Genomic DNA, 20,112 nt, shown 5'->3' on the forward strand with positions numbered 1-20,112 from the left:
AAATCTATTTTCCAGATCAGATTGTATTGAGGTAAGTTTTAAAATTAATTTGGTTTAATAATTATTCCCTTGTTGCGGTGTCCGTTTATCTTTATCGTTATCGGGTTTTTCATTCTAATATGTTTCGTAAAATTTTTTTTCTCTGTAATATTTTGTTTTTGTAACCAGTCCCAATCAATAAATCCTTGTTCCATAAAATTATCTATTGTAAAATATCCGATCTTAAACGAAGTAAGGTTCTGAAAAAAATGTGAACCTTGCGAAGGAGAAACATTAAAATCGGTAAAGTTGGATTCTATGATTGCTTTAGCACCGTTGATCTGTTCCCATGTAACCGGAATTCCTAACCAAGGATCAAGAGTACCCCATCTGCCAACTCCTATTAATAGATAAGGTTTTTCTTCTCCAACCAGTTTTGCATTAAATTGTGCAATCTCGTGTGCAACTTCTCGGGATAATTTTCTATCAAACTTTTCTATATCAACACAAACAATATCTCTAACATTGTTAATTATTCCATGCCCAAGGACTTGTTCACTTTTACAGAGAAGATTTTTCGCTTCAAAATTATCCAACTCCAGTTCTTCGATTTCACTACTAACAACAAGTGGACGCATTTGAAGTAATCCGAATTCTTTTGGTTTCCCTTCGGGTACGGTCAAATTAACTGCAAATTCAAGTTCAACCGGAGAACCTGTTCCCCAACTGCCCATTTCTAAAAGCATATCTAAAATTTCCGGAAGAGGAAATACTTTGTATTTTAAAATTGGTGCAAGCGTAAATATTTTCGGTCCAGGATATTCTACACCGTCATAGATGGTTCTGTTATCATGCGAATAAGCAGAACCAACAGCTGCAAGAGTATTATCTTTTTCAGCTTCCGTGAGAGGATATTTTTTTACCAACCGATCTTCATTAATATTTTTATCGGTGTATTCTTCTTTAAGATCAAGAGCATAAAAATCATGCGGCGAATATTTTAAAAGATCATTTAAGCTGCCGAACTGCATCGGATGCGTAGGATACTTTGGGCAAAATCTAAAACTTAATCCTCCATCAACAATTGTTTTACCAAGTCCCGGAGCTACTGCAACAGTTCCATCAGCTGATTTGAGCGGAGAATTTGGATAGAAGTTATATGATTTTGCAACTCCGGAAAATTCCGGGTAATATTTTCCGTTATGTTCTGCACCAACTAATTTTTGAATAATCACAGCCATCTTTTCTTCTTCAAGACGGTAGGTTGTAACTTTTATATAATCTTTTGATTTCTTGAAAAAGACCGAAACATATATCCGCTTAATTGCGTGAAGTAATTGTTTCAACCTCACGTTTAGATCGGGATGATTATTCGGAAGCATAAAAGTTTCATACACACCTGCAAACGGCTGTCCTTGGGAATCTTCAAGCAAACTTGATGAACGAACTGCTAATGGTTCATTTACAATTTCTAAAAATAATTTTAATTCGTGAAGAGCATTCTTAGGAAATTTTTTCACATTAAAAAATCTTTTCATTAGTTCATCATCATCTCGAGAGCGCAGTGCAAAATCAAGAAGATTATTATCATTAAGGAATTGATCAAAAACATCCGTTGCTAATACAACGGCGGAAGGAACAAATATTTTAACTTTATCGAATCGGTAGCGTATCTCAAAATTTGCGAGGAGATTATTTACAAATCCTAATCCTCTTGCTTTCCCTCCTAAAGAACCGCCTCCTATACGAGCGAAAGTTGTTGTTACATCAAACATTTCTTTGTTGAAATCTGAGATAACCCCGATCTGCCGGGATTTTATAAACTCCCGTACATATTCTATTAATAATTTTCTTAAAGCAGATGCTGATTCAAAATCAGAAACTTTCTTTGGGCGAAGCTGATGTGCCAGCCAAAATTCCGTTCTAGCTTTTAACCAATTAGAAAAGTGATTTCTTGAAGCATGAAATAAAATACTTTCATCGGGTACTTTTTCCAATTGTTCTTGCAGTTCATTTAATGTATGAGCTCTTCCAACTTCTTGACCGGATTCATTTTTAAAAACAAAATCACCAAATCCAAAATGATTTATCATAAATCTTTTAAGATCTTCAAGCAGAGTAGGTGAATCTTTTTTTAGAAATGTTGTTCCAACAGAAAGAGCGTCTTTTTCTTTAGAAAGATTTGTTGATTGCAAAAGTATCGGAATATCAGGCTGTCTTTCTTTCACTTTTTTTGCAAATAGAATTCCCGCTTCAGGATCCGGTTTTGAATTATGAGTAAACTCTATATCGGAAATTATTCCAAGAATATATTCTTCATACTTCTCAAAATAATTCCAGGCTTCTTCGTATGTAGAACAAAGTAAAATTTTGGGACGTGCACGCATTCTTAAAAATTTATGAGATAAATTTACTCCTTCAGAAATTAAACTTTGCGATTGCTTCAATACTTCTGTATAAATTATCGGCAAATAGGAAGAATAAAATCTAATATTATCTTCAATTAATATTATAGATTGAAGACCCACCTGCTGAGTATCATGTTCAACATTATACTTATCTTCTAAAAATTTAATAATACCAAGTACGATTCTATAATCACCCTGCCAAATAAAAACTTTATCAAAAACAGAAATATCTTTTGTAGAAATTAAATCAGTCATTTCGCGGTTATCGTAGCTTAGCAATACGACGGGAATATTTAACCCACTCATTTTTACTTTTTTGGCAAAAGTTAACGGCGACATATCTTCAATATGAAGAGTAGTAATAATCAAATCAAAACGTTTCTCGTCCATTGCCATATTTAATGCTTGCTCACCGTTTGAAACTTGAATCAATTCCGGCGAATGGCTCAAATTCAATCCTTGGTATTCTTGCCGAATCAATTCGTAAAGTCTTTCATCCTCTTCAAAGATGTAAGAATCATATAAACTGGAAACAAGAAGAATATCGCGAATGCGAAAACGCATCAAGTTATGGAAGTCTTGAAATTTAGAATATCGGCTTTTCTGAATTAATTCTTTATCAAACTTGATTGTTTGAGAATGCATAATGAAAGCTCTAAATCGGTTGGCGTAAAAGTAATCAATAACCTTTTTTATTTCTATTATAAAAAGTGGGGCGATCTCTCGCCCCATTTTCTATACTATTATATTATACAATTCCTTGATCTAACATTGAATCAGCAACCTTAACAAAACCGCCGATATTTGCACCATTAACATAATTACCAGGAGTACCATATTTTTCTGCAGTATCAACGCAAGTTTTGTGAATGCTCTTCATAATTAATTGAAGTCTGTTGTCAACTTCTTCGCGTGTCCAGCCATAACGCATACTGTTTTGTGCCATTTCCAAACCAGATGTAGCAACACCGCCGGCATTTGCAGCTTTGCCAGGTCCATAAAGAATTTTTGCCGCAACAAATTGATCAATGGCTTCTATGCTTGACGGCATATTTGCGCCTTCACTGATAACGTAAACACCGTTCTTTAAAAGATTAGCCGCGTCTTTACTATTAACTTCATTTTGTGTTGCAGACGGGAATGCACAATCAGCTTTATGATTCCATAACGAATTATGATCTGCGTTAGGATCTATTTGGGTATAAACTGCACCTTTGAATTTGTCTGCATAATCTTTCATTCTTCCTCTGCGAACATTTTTTAGATCCATTACAAATTGTAATTTTTCTGTTGTGATTCCTGCTTCATCATAAATGTAACCGTTGGAATCAGATAATGTTAATACCTTACCGCCTAACTGTAAAATCTTTTCTACTGTATATTGAGCAACATTGCCGCTTCCTGAAACCAAACATTTCTTTCCTTCTAAAGTTTGTTTTCTTGTAGATAACATTTCTGCGGCAAAATAAACTGAGCCGTAACCGGTTGCTTCAGGACGAATTAATGAGCCACCCCAATTCAATCCTTTACCGGTTAGAACTCCGGTAAATTCGTTGCGGAGTTTTTTGTATTGACCGAACAAGAAACCTATCTCTCTTCCGCCTACTCCGATATCTCCTGCAGGCACATCTGTATTGGATCCAATGTGTCTGAACAATTCACTCATAAAACTTTGGCAGAAACGCATAACTTCGCCGTCACTTTTTCCTTTGGGATCGAAATCGGATCCGCCTTTACCTCCGCCCATTGGCAAAGTAGTTAAACTATTTTTGAATACTTGTTCAAACGCTAAAAATTTTAGAATGCCAAGATTAACAGACGGGTGGAAACGCAATCCGCCTTTATAAGGACCTATTGCACTATTCATTTGAATTCTGAAACCGCGGTTGATTTGGATTTCACCTTGATCATCAACCCAAGGAACTCTAAACATAAAAACCCGTTCCGGTTCAATAAGTCTTTCAAGAATTTTTTCTTTACGGTATGCTGGATGTTTTTCTAAAACTACTGCTAATGAAGATGCAACTTCAAATACTGCTTGATGAAATTCAGGTTCACTAGGATTCTTGGCTTTCACTTGAGCCATCAAATTCTTAACAAATTCTGACATAACTTCCTCGTGTGTTATTTGTGAATAATTGATTTATTAATAGAAAGAGATAATGGGAATCCTCCGTAAGGAGTCCTTCGGACACTCCTTCGGGGAAAGAAAAATTTATGTGAAAGTTACAGTAATGCTTTGAAGCTAATGAAGCAATTGCGTGGTTAGTTCCTAAAACCGGAAATCTATTTTTTGTGAAGCTATTACAAATTATCATAAAAGGATAATTGACTTCCATTTTCGGTAAGCAAATTAAACTCATTATAAAATTTGTGCAAGAGAAAAAAGCTATTTGTAAAAAATAAATCCTTAAAAAAAGTTAAATCTTAATTTTGTAATGAAATAAATGGTAAGACCGACAATTATTTTATGGTATTACTTGTTTAAGATGATTTACGTTTTAATTCTTCCCAATCGATGATTTTTATTATTGTAATATTTTTTTGCGGAAATTCGGATATGAATCATTCATATACCACCAATTTGAAGGAATTTTAATTGAGTATAATCGCGAAGAGTATATCTAAAATTCTTTTTATTATTCTATAATTCAGCATATACATTATTGAATGGAATAAAATGCATTCACTTTATTTTAAAATAATAAAGTCCATAATAAATAATCCAGAATAAGTATAAGTGCAGAGCTGAGAACAAATGAACGAATTGTGGAAGAACCAACACCTTCAGCGCCGCCTTCTGTTCTAAATCCAATATGGCAGCCTAACAATGATGTAACCCCGCCGAACATCATTCCTTTTATTAATCCGAAACCAAAATCACTAAATATAAAATAACGTTTAACTGAAAGAAAAAATACATTGAATGAAACTCCGAGAAAATAATTTGAAATTAAATACGCACCCGTAATTGAAACAACATCGGCAAAAATTACTAATACAGGCAACATTAATAATGAAGCTAATACTCTTGGAGTTGCAAGAAATGCAACAGGACTAATTCCCATTGTTTCAAGAGCATCAATTTGTTCGGTAACTTTCATTGAACCTAGTTCAGCAGCTATCGAAGCGCCGACTCTTCCAGCTAAAACAATTGCAGTTAGTACCGGACCTAACTCTGTAATGATTGATCTGCTAGTTGCGGCACCAAGAAAAGATAATGGAGCTAATCCTTTTAATTGATATGCGGCTTGCCAGGCAGCTACACCTCCTGTAAATACTGCAATAATAAAAACTAAGGGAAGTGAATTAACGCCGATATGTTCCATCTGGTAAAAGAAATTTCGCCGATTTTTAAAAAGGTGAGGTATAGATTTTATAATCTCAATAAAAAGTTGAACGACCTGTCCGAACTCCTGAAGAAAATCTAACGTCTTTCTTCCAACATTTTGAACTATGGCAGTTATCATATAAACTAATTTTATTTCGAAACAAAACTAAGAAAGTTGTTTCAATTTTGAAATTACTTCTTCCGGTAATTTAGATTCAGTTTCTGCTAGTAGTATCATACAATTTGAAGAAAATCTAATGGTAAGAGCAAATATTCCGAAAACCATATTACTTTGTTTCCATTTTTATTATTAAAATGTTTAAGATATCTTGACTAAGATAACAAACTTTTACTATTGGCAATTACTTTTATTTTTACATATTTTTTATAGTAGAAAGTTGGATGCAAATTTCCTTAAGAGACAATGAAAAAAATACTCGAAATAAATATCATTATCCTTGGTTTCATTGTGATTATAATTTAGATTTTTAAGAGAGCCCGGCTATATACAGACCGGGTTTTTTATTTAATTATTTCCATTCCACAAAAAGAAAGAATGGTGAAACTATGAACGATTTCAATATTGAAATACTTGAAAGAGAAACGAAAGTTATTTTACCCGAAAAAATAGTGTTTGGGAAAATTTATTCGGATCATATGTTTGAAATAGACTACGATGAAGATTTGGGAGGATGGCATAATCCTACAATAAGAAAATTCGGTAACATTAATCTTAGCCCCGCAGCAATGGTTCTTCATTATGGTCAAACTATTTTTGAAGGTCTTAAAGCTTACAAACAAGTTGATGGTAGAATAGCTTTATTCCGCCCAGAAAAAAATGTAGAACGATTAAACCGCTCCGCAAAAAGAATGTGTATTCCGGAAATTGATCCTGATCTAGTTCTTCAAGCTATGCTTGAATTAGTTCGTATTGATAGGGATTGGATTCCTACTAAACCGGGACATTCACTTTACATCCGTCCTGTATTGTTTGCAACAGAACCTCTTGTTGGAGTGCGAACTTCAGAAAATTTCAAATTGATAATAATGCTAAGTCCAGTTGGGCCATATTATCCCGAAGGATTCAAACCTGTACCAATTCTGGTAACTAATAAATATGTACGTGCAGTCCGCAAAGGAATTGGTGAAGCTAAAACAGCCGGTAACTATGCTGCAAGTTTGATGGGTCAACAAGAAGCAAAAGAAGAAGGTTATTCACAAGTACTGTGGCTTGATGGAATAGAACAAAAATATATTGAAGAAGTAGGTGCAATGAATATTTTTGTTCAATTTAAAAACGAAGTTACTACGCCAATGTTAACCGGTTCTATTCTTCCGGGCATTACCAGAATGTCTGTGCTACAAATTCTTAAAGATTGGAAATATAATGTAACAGAAAGAATGATCAGCATAGAAGAAATTATTAATGCTTATAAGAAAGGTGAATTAATTGAGATCTTCGGAACTGGTACCGCTGCAATAATTTCTTCTGTTAGTAAATTGAAATTCAATGAGAACCTACTGCAATTCAACGACAAAGAAGCCGGTGAACTCGGTACAAAATTGTATAATGAATTATCCGCTATTTATTACGGAAAAATAGAAGACCGACATGGTTGGATGACTTATATAGATTAATTCCGGAGCAGTTATTTGATTAAGAAAATATTTCTTTTAATAACGGTCGTATTTTTTTTAAGTGCGACCGTTTTTTATTCTAAGAACAATCCAAGACCAAAAAACATTATTTTATTAATTGGCGATGGAATGGGACTAGGTCAAGTTTCGACTTCAGTTCTCTTTTCAAAAAATGATCAATTCAAAAAATTCTATACAATCGGTCTTGTTAATACTTGTTCTGCAGATAATTTAATAACTGATTCAGCTGCCGGTGCAACTGCATATGCTACAGGTTATCTTACGAACAATGCTGTTGTAGGTCAAGATCCGCAAGGAAATTATCTTCAAACCATTTTGGAGATAGCTGAAAATAAAAAAATGAGTACCGGTTTGGTTGTAACAAGTTCAATTACAAATGCAACGCCCGCTTGTTTTTATTCACATGTAAAACATAGGAACATGGAATTTGATATTGCCGAACAGTTTGTTCACAGCAGAGTTGATTTTGTTATCGGTGGAGGAACTGATTTTTTTGTCCCTCTGGATTTCGGAGGTAAGCGTGAAGATCATAAAAATTTTTTAGATACTCTTTCTTCTTATGGATATACAATCTTCCAAGATTTTTCTGAAATATATGTATCAAGTACAATAAAAAAAGTTGCTGCTATACTGGGGCATAATGGCATTGCAAAAGCTAGTGACCGAAATTATTCTCTTGGAGATATGACTAAGAAAGCTATCTCACATCTTAACAATAATAATAACGGTTTCTTTTTGATGATTGAGGGGTCACAAATTGATTGGGCTGCGCACAATAATGATGAAGAATATTTACTTCAAGAGATGAATGATTTTAATTCAGCAATTGAAACGGCACTCGAGTTTGCTAAAAAAGACGGAAACACTTTGGTTGTAATTACTGCTGACCATGAGACTGGCGGAATGTCAATCATCTCCGGTAACCTTAAAGAAAATAAAATTAATCTAGGTTGGGTGACAAAAAAACATACGGCTAACTTAGTTGGTATTTTTAGTTATGGAATTGGTTCAGAAAATTTTAACGGAATACAGAATAATTTTATTATTGGTAGAAAACTTATCAATTATATAGAACCCAAAAAGAGCTGGAAATAGGCCTACCAAGTTCAGAATCTAAGATATCCAAAAATATTCCTTGACAAGTGTTCATGTGTTCACTATATTTTAAGTGAACAAAGGAACACTATTATGAAAAATGAGCTTACAGACCGGCAGCAAGAAATTCTTGATTTCATTCAAGAGTATTTAGGCATCAAAGGATTCCCCCCAACCTTCCGGGAAATTGCAAAACATTTTAATCTGGCAAGTACATTCGGAGTTAAGCGTCACATAGATGCACTTGTTAAAAAGGGATTTCTTTCTAATGAAAGTAAAACCAGTAGAACTCTTTCTTTATTAGGCGATGTATATAATAAACCAAAACAAGTTTCCAATAATGTTATTGGAATTCCAATAGTTGGCCGCGTTGCAGCCGGACAACCAATTCTTGCCGAAGAAAATATTGAAGGAAATTTATTACTAGATGCTACCATGGTCAAAACGAAGACGGCATGTTTTGGTTTGAAAGTCCGAGGCGATAGTATGATCAATGCCGGCATTTTTGAAGGAGACCTTGTAATTGTTTCTCCTCAACAAAATGCTGTTAACGGAGATATTGTAGTTGCACTACTTCATGATGAAGCAACAATGAAACGATTCATAGTAAATGAAAATATAATTTACCTGATGCCGGAAAATGAACGATACCAACCAATAGAAGTTAATCAGCGTGAAGATTTTTCGATAATTGGTAAAGTAATTGGTGTTTTCAGAACATATAATTGATTTGAAGGAGGATAAAATGAAATCATTTTTATTCATGAGAGCAATAATTAACAGAAACAGAGTAAAATTTTTATACAATTTTCAAGAAGTTATTCTGGAACCTTATTATATCAGCAGGAATAAAACCGGTAAGAAAGTTTTGTACGGAAAAATTGGTAATACAAATGAGATTAAAATATTTGAGTACGATAAGATGTGTAATATCAAAGTATTTGTTTATGAAAAATTTTCTCCAGTAATACCAATAATCCCAAGCTTTAATTAAAAAAAATATGAAACCAAAATTAAAAAGAGAAAAAGTTGATTATTTGATTGACCACTTGTGGCAGCATGGTTATTTAACATTGAGCCGAAAGTTTGGTAAATATTTACCTGCACCTCCAATGATTGGCAACTATGAAGTAGATGCTGTAGCAAAATATAAAAAGAAAATTGCTATAGGATTAACAGTCTCCGAAGAAGAATTGAATGAACATTCTTTTTTAAGTAAGCTGGATTTTCTTGCAAATTATAATGCACGTTTTCCACAGAATAAAATTACTTTATTCCTCGGTGTCCCCAACAACTCTTTAGTTAAAGCATCTCTTTTGATATCATCACTCAACGAAGAAACCCAAAAACATATAAAGATTGTTACTCTTCCTGAGACAAAAGCAAATTAAACATAATTTACTCTTGGTGTATTAATCTTGACATTTACCTCCATGCGAACTATTTTTTCGGGCTAAAATTCGAGGGTGAAAAGTTAAGTTGGCAATAAAACTTAGCACGACCGACAAGAAATTAATCGAAGAAGTTAAAGCAAAAGGAAATATTCCTCAGCACATTGCAATAATAATGGATGGCAATGGCAGATGGGCTAAGAAACACAGTCTTCCACGCGTTGCCGGGCATAAAAGAGGAGTTGATTCTGTACGCGAAACCGTTGAGACTTGCGTAGGACTTGGCGTTAAAACTCTTACCCTTTATACTTTTTCTACTGAAAATTGGAAAAGACCGAAAGATGAAGTCTCCACTTTAATGCGTTTGATTGTAAAAAGTCTTCAAAATGAAACTGATGAACTCAACACTAATAATATTAGGTTAACAACAATTGGCGATACCAAGTCATTACCGACAATTGTTCAAAAAGAATTACAAGCTGCTTTAAACAAAACTGCAGGCAATTCAAAAATGACACTAAATCTTGCTTTGAGTTACAGCGGAAGATGGGAACTTGTTGAGGCAGTTAAACATATAACCGATGCCGTGATTAAAGGTAAATTAAAAATTGAAGGAATAAGTGAAGAAACAATTTCTCAATTTCTAACTACTTCCGGAATGCAAGACCCGGATTTATTGATAAGAAGCGGTGGTGAATTTAGAATAAGCAACTTTCTCTTATGGCAAATTGCTTATTCAGAAATTTTTGTGTCCGATATTTTATGGCCTGAATTCCGTTGTAAACATTTATTGGAAGCTGTAAAGGATTACCAGAAAAGAGAAAGAAGATTCGGATTAGTTAGTGAACAATTATTGACCAACTACAAAAAAGTTCAGAATGTTAAAACACACTCCAAGTAAGCAGCAAATACTTAGTCTAATTATTTTATTGATAATTTCATTAGTACAAGTTAATGCTCAGACCCAAAAGGTTAATTATAAAATCCTCGGCATTTCTGTCGTTGGAAATAAATCCGCCGATGCTGCTACTATCATTGCCAATACAGGATTGAAAATTGGTGATGAGATTAGTGTCCCCGGTGATCAAACTAATAGTGCAATAAAAAGACTTTGGAATTTGGGAATTTTTCAGGATGCAGAAATTATTATCGAAAAGAAAATTGATAACGGAATTTTTCTTCAAATAATAATCAAAGAGTATTCACGCCTTGAGAAATTTGTTTTAAGGGGCAACGACGAGTTGAGTGAAGATAACATAAATAAGAAAATTTCAATTGTACGCGGACAAACCTTAAAACCGAATGAAATTGTTCGCTTAACAAATAAAATAAAGTCTTTATATGAAGAGGATGGATACTTAAACGCTACAATTACACCGCATAACTATACTTTCTTTCAAGCAGACACTTCTAAAAAAGAGATTACAGTTACTTGGCGGGATGAAAAAGATCTTTCCAAAGAACTGAAAACCACTTATGAAATTGATAAAACTTCATCTATAAATTCGGTAAATAGAATTAAAGAACGTACACTTGTATTGCTTGATATAAAAGAAGGTGATGAGATAACAATTCGTCATATTATTTTTAACGGAAACAATGCCTTTGATGATGGAACGCTGCGTGGTGAATTTGACGACACAAAAGAATCAGCATGGTGGAAATTTTGGACTTCTCCGAAATTTAAGCGTGATAAGTTTGAAAAAGATAAAGAATTAATCACTAAGTTTTATAGAAAAAAGGGTTACCGAGATTTTGTAGTTCTCCGTGATAGTCTCGTTTTTTCTAAAGACAAAAAACATATTGATGTGATAGTTGATGTATATGAAGGTGATCAATACAAAGTACGTAATGTTATTTGGGAAGGTAATTCAGTTTATCCAAGTGAAGAATTAAATGCTAGATTAGATTTCAAAAAAGGTGATATTTTTGATTACGAAAAATTCAATCAGAATTTACATTACAATGAAAAACAAACTGACGTATCATCAATTTATCAAGATACCGGGTATCTTGGCTTTCAACTTGATGCTAAAGAAGAAAAATCTGCTAAAGATTCTGTTGATATCAGAATAAAAGTTAATGAAGGAAACCGATTTAAAATTGGTAAAGTTGATATTACTGGAAATGACAAAACAAAAGATAAAGTAATACGCCGGGAATTATATACAATCCCCGGAAGTTACTTCAGCCGCGGATATATTTTAAGAAGTATCCAGCAACTTTCAAATCTTCAATATTTCAATGTAGAACAGCTTTATAAAACCGGAGTGGACTACCGCCCTTACAATGATAGTACTGTCAATATTATTTATAAAGTTGAAGAAAAATCAAGCGATTATCTGAATGCTTCAATTGGTTACAGCGGAGCGTTTGGATTCAGCGGCGCAGTTGGTTTTACTTTAACAAATTTTTCTATCGCAGAACCGTTTCGAATGGGCGGCGGACAAGTATTAAATTTTAATTGGCAATTTGGCGTTGGCAATTTTTACAGAACATTCTCTCTAGGTTTTACCGAACCTTGGTTTATGGATACACCAACATCACTTGGCTTTGATCTTTTTGATACTCGACAAAGATATGTTTACGATCTACAACAATCAGGTATAACTTTTAGAGTTGGAAGAAGATTAACCTGGCCAGATGATTTTTTCTATCTTATGGGAACTCTCCGTTTTCAGTATAACGACGTAATTGATGGAGCAGGATATTATCCAACAGGATTAACCAGACAATATTCCATAGGCACAACCATATCCAGAACCGACATTGATAACCCGATCTTTCCTTCTCGTGGTTCAAAGTTTACGCTAAGCGGTGAATTAACCGGCGGACCATTTTTACCGGGTAATGTAGATTATTTTAAGATTGATTTTAAATCCGAATGGTATAAATCAATTTTTAATTCTAATAGATTTGTACTTTACACTTCCGCTGATCTCGGTTATATTGGGGTGTTAAAAGATGGAACTCCTATACAACCGTTTGAATATTTCTATATGGGAGGCAGCGGATTAATAATTGCTACTACTTCTTTACGAGGTTATGAAGATCGAAGTTTAGGATTGAGAGACCCTGTAACAAATAATGTAAGAGGAAGTAGTGTGATGGCAAAATTTACTTCGGAGTTTAGAGTGGCTTTGGCATTGGAGCCGATTCCTATTTATTTACTTGCTTTTGCAGAAGCAGGTAATGTTTATGTGGATATAAAACATACTGACTTATTTAATTTGAAACGCTCAGTTGGTATCGGTGCAAGAATTTTATTGAACCCGATCGGATTGATCGGTTTCGATTATGGTTACGGATTTGACAGAAAAAGTGTTGATGGACAAGATCCTCAGTGGATGTTCCATTTTCAATTTGGAAAAGGTTTTTAAAAACATTATTAGAGGTTAACGTGAAAAAATCTATTTTATTTGTACTTATTATCTTTACTGTCTCTGCATTTGCACAGACACAACAAGCTCAAACAACCACATTAAAACTTGGCTGGGTTGATTCACAGATTATACTTGCTCAATTACCTGAAGCTATAAAAGCTAAGGCAGATATTGAGGGCATGGTATCAAAATGGAGAAAAGATCTGGACAGTATGCAGACTGATTATCAAAAATTTCTTGCCGATAATCAAAAACAAGCTGAGACAATGAAAAAAGAAGAATTACAAAAAGTTCAGCAAAGATTAGCAGAAAAAGAACAAAAATATACACAGTATAATCAAGCAAAATTTGCTCAACCAAATGGCGAACTTTATCAAAAACAAGAACAACTATTAGCACCTGTTAAAGAAAAAATTTACAAAGCAATAGACGAAATCTCTAAAGATTTAGGAATGCAATTTGTTTTTGACAAAGCATTAGATGGAGTTCTTGTAAAAGCTGATCCTGAATTTGATATTACTTATAAAGTTCTTGATTATCTTAAAAGAGGTAAAAAATAATTACCGGAAATAAATCATGAAAAAACTTGGATTAATTTTATTCGTAATTCTATCAGTTGTATCATCGGGTAAACTTTACAGTCAACCAAAGATTGGTTATGTTGATAGTGATACAATTATGAAACAACTTCCTGAAGCTCAAGATGCACAGAAAAAACTCGATGCAATAATTAAAGATTGGCAGGAAGAACTTTCCAAAATGGAAAGAGATTGGAAAACCAAGTATGATGATTACGATAAACGAAAACTTATTCTTAGTGAGCAAAAACGCGCTGAGATAGAAAAAGAATTAGTTACTTTGGAAAATCAAACTTCCAAATACAGGCAGGATAAATTTGGTGTTAAGGGCGAACTCTTCCAGAAACAGGAAGAATTAATGAAGCCGATCCAGAATAGAATTTTTACTGCTATTCAACAAGTTGCAAAGGAAAAAGATTACGATTTTATTTTTGATAGAAGCGGCGATATCATTTTCCTCTATGCAAAAGAAGAATATGATGTTACAAGCTTGGTAATTGAAAAACTTAAATGAGTTTTTATGAAGATAAAATTGAAAGAAGCCGCCGACTTAGTCGGCGGTGTTGTTATTGGCGATCCTCAAATTGAATTAACCGGTATCGCTAAAATTGAAGAAGCAAAAAAAGGTGATTTAACTTTTCTCTATCTGCCTGTATACGAAAAATTTCTAAATTCAACTGAAGCATCGGCTGTTCTTATCAGTCCGGAATTCAAAAAAACACGAACAGACATCAACTATATCGAAGTAAAAAATCCGAATGTTGCTCTTCAAAAAATTATTATAACATTTCTTCAGCCAAAAATAACTCTTAAAGGAATAGATAAAACCGCTTCAATACATGATTCCGTGAAGATTGGTAAAAATGTTTCTGTAGGTAAAAATGTTGTTATTGAAGCTGGTGCAACCATCGGTGATAATTCAATTATCTATCACAACACAGTATTAATGGAAAATGTAAAAGTCGGTTCTAATTGTTTGATCTATCCAAACGTTTCTGTAAGAGAAAATTGTGTTATTGGAAACAACGTCATCATTCATTCAAATACAGTTATTGGTTCTGATGGTTTTGGTTATATTCCAGATGAAAAAGGTGTTTATCAAAAAGTACCGCAAATTGGAAATGTTGTTCTTGAAGATGATGTTGAACTTGGTTCAAATGTTTCGATTGACCGCGCCGCGCTTGGTTCAACAAAAATAAAAAAAGGTGTTAAGATTGATAACCTTGTTCAGATTGCACACAATGTTTCTATTGGAGAAAATACAGCAATAGCTTCTCAAAGCGGAATAGCCGGCAGTACTACGATCGGTAAAAATTGTATTCTTGCCGGTCAAGTAGGAATTGTAGGACATATCGAAATTACAGATAACGTATTTATTACAGCTCAATCGGGTGTTTCGAAATCGATTTCAAAGCCAGGAAAATATCGCGGTTCTCCAACACAGGAATTGAGTTCAATGCTAAAAGTCGAAGCTCATCTCAGAAACATACCGACTTACGCAGAAAAAATTAAAAAGTTAGAAGAAAAAATTGCATCTTTGGAAGAGAAAATTTCTCAATTAATTTCGAAGGGTAACTGATGCTAGAACTTCAACGTACTATTGAAAAACCGGTCTCGATTTCGGGAATGGGATTACATACTGGTACATCTTGTACCATGACTTTTAAGCCGGCACCAGATAACTCGGGTATTAAATTTATAAGAATTGATCTTGGCGGTAAACCGGAAATTCCTGCCAATGCAGATTATGTAGTAGATATTTCACGCGGCACTACACTTGGCTTAGGTGATGCAAAAGTTTTTACAGTTGAACATGTTTTAGCCGCTGTTGTTGGATTACAAATAGATAATCTGGTTATCGAATTGGATGGAATGGAACCGCCGATCGGTGATGGAAGTTCTCTTCAGTACGTAGAAAAATTGTTAGAAGCAGGATTTGTAACCCAGGGAACTCCTAAAGATTATTTGGTAATAGATCAGACTGTAGAATACCATAATGAAAAAGAGAAAGTTGATATCGTTGCTTTACCATTAGATGGTTTTAGAATTTCAATAATGGTAGATTACGAAAATCCTTCTTTAGGAAGCCAGCATTCCGGTTTGTTCGATCTTGAAAAAGAATTTATAAGTGAATTTGCGCCGGCCAGAACTTTTTGTTTTTTAAGTGAAGTTGAAATGCTGATTGATCAAGGTTTGATTAAAGGCGGAAATATTGACAGTGCTGTTGTAATAATAGATCACGATATAAATGAAGAAGAACTAAAACGGTTAAAGGACAAACTAAATTTAAAACACGATTTAAAAGTATTTAACGGATATTTAAATAATAACAAACTTCGATTCAAGAACGAACCGGCAAGACATAAAATTTTAGACATGATTGGTGATCTTGCTTTAATTGGTGTTCCTATTAAAGCACAGGTCTTAGCAGCACGACCGGGACATAAAGCTAATGTAGAATTTGCAAAAAAGATAAGACAATTATATCATCAGAAAAAATTTGTACGTAAATACCAGTTTGTTAAGAAAGAAGGAATTGTTTTCGACGTAAATGCAATCGAGAGAATTCTACCGCACCGCTATCCTTTCCTTCTGGTAGATAAAATTATTCATCTTGAACTCGATAAAAAAGTTGTTGGTATTAAAAACGTTACAAGGAACGAACATTTCTTCAATGGTCACTTTCCAGGTCAACCGGTAATGCCGGGTGTTCTTCAAATTGAAGCTATGGCACAGGTTAGTGGTATTCTGCTTATTAGCTCTTTCTTAGATCCAGAAAATCACCTTGTTTATTTTATGAGTATCAACAATGCGAAATTTAGAAAGCCAGTTCTTCCCGGTGATCAATTAGTTTTAGAAGCTGAACTTATTTCAGTTAAGAGTAAAAAATATTATTCCGTTAAAGGAACAGCGCTTGTTGATGGTAATGTAGTTTCCGAAGCGGAATTTATGGCTGCTGTAGTTCCTAAAGAAAATAAAAACAATAACAAATAATTCTATGGTAAATATTCATCCCACCGCAATTGTTAGCCCGAAAGCTAAACTTGGAAATAATATTACAATTGGCCCATATTCAATAATTCATGATGACGTTGAAGTTGGTGATGACTGCAAAATTGATTCTCACGCTGTACTGTATGATGGTACTCGTATTGGTAACCGTGTAAAAATATTTCAGGGTTCGTCTGTTGCCAACATACCGCAAGACTTAAAATTCGGCAACGAGATTTCTTATTTTTACATCGGCGATGACACACAGATTAGAGAATTTGTTACGCTTCATAGAGGAACACATGCTACCGGTAAATCTATTGTAGGAAAAAACTGTTTGCTCATGGCTTACTGCCACATTGCACATGATTGCGTTGTAGGAAATAATGTTATTCTTGCCAACGATGTTCAACTCGGCGGACATGTAGAGATTGAAAACAATGTTATTATCGGCGGATTGGCCGGAGTTCATCAGTTTACAAAAATCGGCGCTCATGCAATGGTCGGCACTCACTCTAAAATCACCAGCGATGTTCCCCCTTTTCTGATCGTGCAAGGTGTGCCTGCAAGATTTGAAGGAATTAACAAAGTCGGGTTGAAGAGAAGAGGATTTTCTGCGGAACAATTAGAAGCTATAAAAGAAGCTTACAGGATTTTATATTTATCCGGATTATTGTTTAGTGATGCAAAAATAAGAATAGTGAAAGAACTCGGTCATCACGAAGTGGTAAAACAAATTTTAGATTTTATTTCCAAAGCAACACGCGGTATAGTTCGCAAATGAATTGGCACTTCATTAATTCAGGTGCAAACACCGGTAACTACAATATGCAGTTCGATATTGAACTCGCAAACATCTGTAAACCCGATGAAGCTTACTTTAGAATTTATAGATGGAATCCTTATTGCATTTCGCTTGGAGCCAACCAAAGTTTTGATGACATTAATCAAGACAAAACCAAAACCGATGGAATTGATATTGTAAAACGACCAACCGGCGGAAGAGCCATTCTCCACGCAGAGGAATTAACTTATTCTGTTGTACTTCCCTACAATTTTGAACTATCACCGCGTGAGATTTATTTTAGAATCTCCAATGCGCTAATGCGCGGTTTGGAAATCTACAATCCCATTCTTGCAAAATCACAACTTGAAGATTATCAACCGAACTTTCCGAAACTCTTGGAAGGACCAACCGGAGTTTTATGTTTTGCAAGCACAGCAAGAAATGAAGTAAAATTTAACGATAAAAAACTTATTGGAAGTGCTCAGAGAAAATTGAACAACGTTATTCTTCAGCATGGCTCAATATTATGCGGACCGTTTCATAAAAAACTCGTTGATTACATTAACTCAGATCAAGAAACCAAAAATATTTTATCGCTGGAATTGAATACCAAAACCACAGAACTCGGAACTATTCTTAACGAAGATATTGATTACCAGAAGTTGAAGACATGTTTAATAGTCGGATTTGAATTGGAATGGCAGATAAAATTTGAACAACCCGTGGAAGCATTTTCGATATGACTTGTAGCGTTCAATATACTTGCCTACCGCAGGCAGGTTGAACCCCTACAAAAAAGAAATTTATTTCATCAACAACATTTTCTTTGATTGAATAAAATTATTTGCAGTGATTGTGTAAATGTAAACACCGCTCGTCAGTTTGCTTGAATCAAAATTGATTTTGTAATAACCGACAGATTTCTTTTCATTGACGAGCGTTGCTACTTTCCTTCCAATTACGTCATATACTTTTATTGTAACAAATCCCTCTATCGGAAGTTGGTAATTGATTGTTGTTGTCGGGTTGAAGGGATTAGGAAAATTCTGATAAAGATTGTAAGACGTCGGAATAAATTGGAGCTTATTTTCTTTTACACCTACAATCAATGGCATCTTACCAAATGCTAAACTATCGTAAGGCGTTGATCTCAACAACGCTACCTTTCTTCTCATCATTGTAATACTTTCTTTGTAATCAGCACCCAACGCCGGCACTAAAGCCATCATCACCCATTGAGTATCTCCCCGCGTCATTGTGAAAGGACCTGCAAACATATTGAACCCCGCACCACCACCCGTGTTTTGATTTAATATCCAACCAGTGTTTGAAACAGGGTCACCGTCCCATGTAAATCTTGTTGGCCTTCCATTTGTTGGATCAATTTTTAGTGTACCATCCGTAAAGTATCCGCGAGCGATATTCCATGCTTGAGTAGTTGTAAATGCTGGGTTACCAGGAGGAACGGGATCAGCATCGTCAATTATTCCGTGAAATGCCGTCATAGAAAGATTTTTGTAATTGTTTTTTATCTTTCCTTTAATGATCGCCGTATTGCCAGTTGATTGAATTGAAGGACCATACAACAAAGCATAACCTACCGCCGGGTGATATGAAGTACTGCCGGTTTTGTCCCAACAGTAACCTAAGTCTAATGTTGTGTCTGAAGCAGGTTCATTATAAAGCGGGAAAAAACTTGTATTGATATCAACATCAGCCCACAATGAAAAATAGAGGGAATCAATATCTGTATCCCCTTTATTTATTATAGTGAATTCTTCAAACACTGTGTTCGAAAATAAATCTTGGTTATCGGGCAAAGTGCCCTTACGTGCATAAACAAGCTGATGTATTTCAACGGGCATTACTTTTAATGAATCGCCGCTTCTATTCCATGCAATTCTTGATTTTGTATTTGCATCCAGTGCATTGTAAACCGTCCATAACATTTGATCTCCGTAAATTTTTGGTGTACCATCAATATTTACTGGAGCTCCAAAACTTTTAGACCAATCTCTATAATCTGGATTACCAATTCCATCACCTCTGCTAATTTTATAAATTCTATACAAAGTTGAATCTTGTGGTTGAGACTGCATTGCAGGTACGCCGTTTATTATTGGTCCCGGTGAAAAACTTGATGAAGTACGAATAAACCATTCAACATAACTGCCGCTTATTCGTCTGTTGATTTTGCCTATTACCCAGGGTCCCTGATCAAAAACAATTATAGAGTCTTGATGCAATTGAAGCCAATATCCTCCGCCTTCGCTGCTTGGTGAATAATTTAAACCACCAATATTATTTAAGTGGAGACGAATATTATTGATATCCAAAATTCTGTAATTCACAGGAGATTGAGCAAGAATAGTACTAGATAGGATTGTCATTATCAGTATTAACCTTTTCATATGATCTTTCCTTATTTCACCAATAATAATTTTTTAGCTTGCGTGGTATTTCCTACTATTAATTTATAAACGTATAAGCCTGAAGACAATATAATACCG

17 protein-coding genes are annotated in these 20,112 nt (G+C 34.4%); 13 read left to right on the forward strand and 4 right to left on the reverse strand.

Annotated elements, in window-relative coordinates; genetic code table 11:
* Window positions 1-44 precede the first annotated feature (44 nt).
* The 3 genes from NTZ27_06650 to NTZ27_06660 all read right to left on the reverse strand — a co-directional run bounded on the left by NTZ27_06650 (window position 45) and on the right by NTZ27_06660 (window position 5,857).
* On the reverse strand, window positions 45-3,032 hold the full coding sequence (locus NTZ27_06650; protein MCX6174407.1) for a histidine kinase: 2,988 nt from the start codon (window positions 3,030-3,032) through the stop codon (window positions 45-47).
* 103 nt (window positions 3,033-3,135) lie between these two features.
* Window positions 3,136-4,497, reverse strand: a complete 1,362-nt coding sequence (gdhA, locus tag NTZ27_06655; protein MCX6174408.1) for an NADP-specific glutamate dehydrogenase — start codon at window positions 4,495-4,497, stop codon at window positions 3,136-3,138.
* A gap of 586 nt (window positions 4,498-5,083) precedes the next feature.
* Window positions 5,084-5,857, reverse strand: coding sequence for an ABC transporter permease (locus tag NTZ27_06660; protein ID MCX6174409.1), 774 nt, complete (start codon window positions 5,855-5,857; stop codon window positions 5,084-5,086).
* Between the two features lie 428 nt (window positions 5,858-6,285).
* Here NTZ27_06660 and NTZ27_06665 point away from each other — a divergent pair, with 428 nt between their 5' ends.
* From NTZ27_06665 to NTZ27_06725, 13 genes are all read left to right on the forward strand, one after another.
* Window positions 6,286-7,356: a branched-chain amino acid aminotransferase gene (locus tag NTZ27_06665; GenBank protein MCX6174410.1), complete on the forward strand. Its 1,071-nt coding sequence runs from the start codon at window positions 6,286-6,288 to the stop codon at window positions 7,354-7,356.
* A gap of 15 nt (window positions 7,357-7,371) precedes the next feature.
* A complete protein-coding gene (locus NTZ27_06670; GenBank protein MCX6174411.1) occupies window positions 7,372-8,472 on the forward strand; it encodes an alkaline phosphatase in 1,101 nt (366 codons plus the stop codon).
* Window positions 8,473-8,565: 93 nt separating this feature from the next.
* Window positions 8,566-9,201 (forward strand): transcriptional repressor LexA, encoded by a 636-nt coding sequence (gene lexA / locus NTZ27_06675; GenBank protein ID MCX6174412.1) that lies wholly within the window; start codon window positions 8,566-8,568, stop codon window positions 9,199-9,201.
* 16 nt (window positions 9,202-9,217) lie between these two features.
* The gene (locus NTZ27_06680; GenBank protein ID MCX6174413.1) at window positions 9,218-9,466 is read left to right on the forward strand and encodes a hypothetical protein; all 249 of its coding nucleotides are present in this window, start codon (window positions 9,218-9,220) and stop codon (window positions 9,464-9,466) included.
* Window positions 9,467-9,473: 7 nt separating this feature from the next.
* Window positions 9,474-9,863, forward strand: coding sequence for a hypothetical protein (locus NTZ27_06685; protein MCX6174414.1), 390 nt, complete (start codon window positions 9,474-9,476; stop codon window positions 9,861-9,863).
* Window positions 9,864-9,951: 88 nt separating this feature from the next.
* Window positions 9,952-10,764 carry an isoprenyl transferase gene (locus NTZ27_06690; GenBank protein MCX6174415.1) on the forward strand — a complete coding sequence of 271 codons (813 nt, stop codon included), beginning with the start codon at window positions 9,952-9,954 and terminating at the stop codon, window positions 10,762-10,764.
* The gene (gene bamA, locus NTZ27_06695) at window positions 10,742-13,243 is read left to right on the forward strand and encodes an outer membrane protein assembly factor BamA (GenBank protein MCX6174416.1); all 2,502 of its coding nucleotides are present in this window, start codon (window positions 10,742-10,744) and stop codon (window positions 13,241-13,243) included. Before NTZ27_06690 ends, bamA begins: the two co-directional genes overlap by 23 nt.
* A 20-nt stretch (window positions 13,244-13,263) precedes the next feature.
* Complete coding sequence (locus NTZ27_06700) at window positions 13,264-13,806, forward strand: OmpH family outer membrane protein (GenBank protein ID MCX6174417.1); 543 nt, start codon at window positions 13,264-13,266, stop codon at window positions 13,804-13,806.
* A gap of 16 nt (window positions 13,807-13,822) precedes the next feature.
* Window positions 13,823-14,338 carry an OmpH family outer membrane protein gene (locus tag NTZ27_06705; GenBank protein MCX6174418.1) on the forward strand — a complete coding sequence of 172 codons (516 nt, stop codon included), beginning with the start codon at window positions 13,823-13,825 and terminating at the stop codon, window positions 14,336-14,338.
* A 6-nt stretch (window positions 14,339-14,344) separates the two neighbouring features.
* The gene (lpxD, locus tag NTZ27_06710; GenBank protein ID MCX6174419.1) at window positions 14,345-15,403 is read left to right on the forward strand and encodes a UDP-3-O-(3-hydroxymyristoyl)glucosamine N-acyltransferase; all 1,059 of its coding nucleotides are present in this window, start codon (window positions 14,345-14,347) and stop codon (window positions 15,401-15,403) included.
* Window positions 15,403-16,818, forward strand: coding sequence for a bifunctional UDP-3-O-[3-hydroxymyristoyl] N-acetylglucosamine deacetylase/3-hydroxyacyl-ACP dehydratase (locus NTZ27_06715; protein ID MCX6174420.1), 1,416 nt, complete (start codon window positions 15,403-15,405; stop codon window positions 16,816-16,818). The genes lpxD and NTZ27_06715 overlap by 1 nt, the downstream gene beginning before the upstream one ends.
* A gap of 4 nt (window positions 16,819-16,822) precedes the next feature.
* Window positions 16,823-17,599, forward strand: a complete 777-nt coding sequence (gene lpxA, locus NTZ27_06720) for an acyl-ACP--UDP-N-acetylglucosamine O-acyltransferase (GenBank protein ID MCX6174421.1) — start codon at window positions 16,823-16,825, stop codon at window positions 17,597-17,599.
* Window positions 17,596-18,345: a hypothetical protein gene (locus tag NTZ27_06725; GenBank protein MCX6174422.1), complete on the forward strand. Its 750-nt coding sequence runs from the start codon at window positions 17,596-17,598 to the stop codon at window positions 18,343-18,345. Before lpxA ends, NTZ27_06725 begins: the two co-directional genes overlap by 4 nt.
* A gap of 60 nt (window positions 18,346-18,405) precedes the next feature.
* On the opposite strand, the gene NTZ27_06730 is transcribed toward NTZ27_06725, so the two are convergent.
* The gene (locus tag NTZ27_06730) at window positions 18,406-20,013 is read right to left on the reverse strand and encodes a T9SS type A sorting domain-containing protein (GenBank protein MCX6174423.1); all 1,608 of its coding nucleotides are present in this window, start codon (window positions 20,011-20,013) and stop codon (window positions 18,406-18,408) included.
* Window positions 20,014-20,112 lie beyond the last annotated feature (99 nt).

The sequence above is a fragment of the Ignavibacteriales bacterium genome (assembly GCA_026390775.1).
Classification (GTDB): domain Bacteria; phylum Bacteroidota; class Ignavibacteria; order Ignavibacteriales; family Melioribacteraceae; genus Fen-1258.